The organism is Sphingomonas bacterium (assembly GCF_903643065.1).
Lineage (GTDB): Bacteria > Pseudomonadota > Alphaproteobacteria > Sphingomonadales > Sphingomonadaceae > Sphingomonas.
In genome coordinates this window covers 1-3,575 of sequence record NZ_CAHJWX010000313.1, presented here as the reverse complement: position 1 = coordinate 3,575, position 3,575 = coordinate 1, and the positions used below count along the sequence as shown (strand labels likewise).

At 67.3% G+C, this 3,575-nt stretch carries 4 protein-coding genes; all 4 read left to right on the top strand.

What is annotated here, in order from left to right:
* A partial coding sequence (coxB, locus tag HUU95_RS11060; RefSeq protein WP_174280167.1) for a cytochrome c oxidase subunit II occupies window positions 1-1,027 on the top strand: 1,027 nt, incomplete at its 5' end.
* A gap of 5 nt (window positions 1,028-1,032) precedes the next feature.
* Window positions 1,033-2,733, top strand: a complete 1,701-nt coding sequence (gene ctaD, locus HUU95_RS11055; RefSeq protein ID WP_174280166.1) for a cytochrome c oxidase subunit I — start codon at window positions 1,033-1,035, stop codon at window positions 2,731-2,733.
* Window positions 2,734-2,828: 95 nt separating this feature from the next.
* Window positions 2,829-3,242: an acyl-CoA thioesterase gene (locus HUU95_RS11050; protein WP_174280165.1), complete on the top strand. Its 414-nt coding sequence runs from the start codon at window positions 2,829-2,831 to the stop codon at window positions 3,240-3,242.
* A 74-nt stretch (window positions 3,243-3,316) separates the two neighbouring features.
* Window positions 3,317-3,575: UbiA family prenyltransferase (locus tag HUU95_RS11045; RefSeq protein ID WP_174280164.1), on the top strand; the 259-nt coding region annotated here is incomplete at its 3' end.

Here is a 3,575-nt window from a genome sequence, read left to right as displayed (position 1 = left end):
GACCAACACCGCGCCCACCACCGTCGCCGCGACGCCGCCCGCCGCCCCCGCCTCGCCGCTGCTGGCGCAGGACGGCGCGCCCGTCATGGCGGTCGATCCGGTGATCGGCCACCCCAACAGCGGCGTGATCGGCATCCAGCAGCAGGTGACGCGCAACGGCAATTTCGCGCGCTGGTTTCACAATTCGATCCTGTTCCCCGTCATCACCGCCATCTCCGCCTTCGTGCTGCTGTTGCTGGTGGTCGTGGTCGGCCGCTTCCGGGCGTCGGCGAACCCGATCCCGTCGCGGACCAGCCACAACACCGCGATCGAGGTCGCCTGGACGCTGATCCCCGTCGTCATGCTGGTGATGATCGCGGTGCCCTCGATCCACCTGCTCCAGTCGCAGTTCAAGCCGGCGCCCGCCGGCGCGGTGACGCTCAAGGTCACGGGCAACCAATGGTATTGGACGTATAACTACCCCGATTTCGGCGATTTCGAGATCACCTCCAACCTGCTGCGCGACAAGGATCAGGCGCCCGCCGCCGGTGATCGGCTGCGCACGGCCGCCGATGGTCCCCGGCTGCTGGCGGTCGACAACCGCGTCGTGCTCCCGGTCGGCGTGCCGATCCGGCTGATCACCACGTCCGCCGACGTGATCCATTCCTGGGCGGTGCCCGCCTTTTGGCTCAAGCTCGACGCGGTGCCCGGCCGGCTCAACGAGACGAGCTTCACCGTCGAGAAGCCCGGCCTGTATTTCGGCCAGTGTTCCGAACTGTGCGGTGCGCGCCACGGCTACATGCCGATCGCGGTGGAGGCGGTGAGCCCGGCGGTGTTCAAGCAGTGGATCCTCGCCAAGGGCGGCCACCTCGCCAGCGGCCAGCCGTCCGACAAGGTCATCCCGCAGCCCGGCGCCGCCGGCGCGAAGCCGGCGCCGGCCGACAGCTTCAAGGTGCCGCCCGCCGGGCCGAACCCGGCGACGGTGACCCCCACGACCAATCAGGGCGCTACGGGCAACCCGTCCGGCCCCGGCAACCCCGGAATCTGATCGCCATGACCGATACCGCCCTCCGCCCGAACGGCCCGTTCGCCTCCGCCTTCGTGCCGCAGGGCGCGCAGGAACATCATGGCGACACAGACCACAAGCCCGGCTTCTTCGCCCGCTGGTTCATGTCCACCAATCACAAGGACATCGGCACGCTGTACCTGATCTTCGCGATCGTCGCGGGGATCATCGGCGGCGCGATCTCCGGGCTGATGCGCGCCGAGCTGGCGCAGCCGGGCATCCAGTATCTGGGCACCTGGGCGTCGTACCTGCCCGGCGGCGAGCAGGGCCTCGACCATTCGCTCCACCTGTGGAACGTGCTCATCACCGCGCACGGCCTGATCATGGTGTTCTTCATGGTCATGCCCGCGATGATCGGCGGCTTCGGCAACTGGTTCATCCCGATCATGATCGGCGCGCCCGATATGGCGTTCCCGCGCATGAACAATGTCAGCTTCTGGCTGCTGGTGCCGTCGTTCAGCCTGCTGCTCGCCTCGCCCTTCTTCGGCGGCGCGGGCAACGGCTGGACGCTCTATGCCCCGCTGTCGACCTATGGCGAGCCGGGGCCGTCCACGGACATGGCGATCCTGTCGCTACACCTCGCGGGCGCCAGCTCGATCCTGGGCGCGATCAACTTCATCACGACGATCTTCAACATGCGCGCGCCGGGCATGACGCTGCACAAGATGCCGCTGTTCGTCTGGTCGGTGCTCGTCACCGCCTTCCTGCTGCTGCTCGCGCTGCCGGTGCTCGCCGCCGCGATCACCATGTTGCTGACCGACCGAAATTTCGGCACCACCTTCTTCGATCCGGCGGGCGGCGGCGATCCGATCCTGTACCAGCATCTGTTCTGGTTCTTCGGCCATCCCGAAGTGTACATCATGATCCTGCCCGGCTTCGGCATCGTCAGCCAGGTGATCGCGACCTTCAGCCGCAAGCCCGTCTTCGGCTATCTCGGCATGGCCTATGCCATGGTCGCGATCGGCGTGGTCGGCTTCGTCGTCTGGGCGCACCATATGTTCACCACCGGCCTGTCGGTGAACACCAAGATGTACTTCACCGCCGCGACCATGGTGATCGCGGTGCCGACCGGCATCAAGATCTTCTCGTGGATCGCGACGATGTGGGGCGGGTCGATCACCTTCAAGACGCCGATGATCTGGGCGATCGGCTTCATCTTCATGTTCACCGTCGGTGGCGTGACCGGCGTCGTCCTCGCCAACGGCGGCGTCGACGATTACATGCAGGACACCTATTACGTCGTCGCGCATTTCCACTACGTGCTGTCGCTGGGCGCGGTGTTCTCGCTGTTCGCGGGCTTCACCTACTGGTTCCCCAAGATGTCCGGGCGCATGCTCAACGAGGTGGCGGGCCAGGCGCATTTCTGGATCTTCTTCCTGGGCGTCAACGTGCTCTTCATGCCGATGCATTTCCTGGGACTGCAGGGTGAGCCGCGCCGCATGCCCGACTATACCGACGGGCTCGCCTATTGGAACGCGATCGCCTCGCACGGCTATGAGATCATGGCCGGGTCGATGATCATCTTCTTCGGCAACGTCGCCTATTCGCTGTTCTTCGGGCCCAAGGCGGGCGACAATCCCTGGGGCGAGGGCGCGACGACGCTGGAATGGACGCTGTCCAGCCCGCCGCCGTACCACCAGTTCGAGACGCTGCCGGTGATCGACGGCGGCGACGCCCACAACCACTAAGTCACGGGCGCTCCGGGGAAAGCTGGAGCGCCTCGTGGTCGCCTTCTCTGATTTGCGTTAGCGCCTGACGATCGTGTCATGCTATGAAGGCGTTCGTGACCAGCGCCGTCCCGCATCTGTATCCGATCGGCGTCGATCCCGCTGACATCGACTTCATGGGCCACGTCAACAACGCCCGCTATCTGGGCTGGGTACAGGACGCGGTGCTCAGCCACTGGCGCGGTCTGGCCCCGCCGGACGCGGTCGCCGCGCACCTCTGGGTCGCGCTCAAGCATGAGATCACCTATCGCAAGCCCACCTTCCTGGGCGACGACGTGATCGCCACCGTGCTGCTCGAACGCGTGCAGGGCGCGCGCGCCTTCTTCGATACGGTGATCCGGCGCGGCGACGAGGTGCTAGCCGAGATCAAGTCGAGCTGGTGCAGCCTCGACGCCGAAACGCTGCGCCCCGCGCGCCTCGCCAAGAGCGTCGTCGCCCATTTCTTCGCGAGCGCGCCCGACGAGGGCTGACGCCGCCGACCCGAGTCGGTCGCCAGCCCGCGCGCCGCTTTCCCCCGTCGGCCCGCGCCCCTATATGCGACGCGATGGCCACCGCCGCCCCCGTCCTCCCCGCCGACTGGCGCGACTTTCTGGCGCTGACCAAGCCGCGCGTGATGACGCTGGTGGTGTTCACCGGCCTGTGCGGCCTGCTCGCGGCGCCCGGGCGGCCCGATCCGGTGCTGGGGTTCACCGCCGTGCTGTGCATCGCGATGGGCGCGGGCGCGGCGGGCGCGCTCAACCAATGGTGGGAAGCGGATCTCGACGCCGCGATGCGCCGCACGCGCGGCCGCCCGCTGCCGGCGG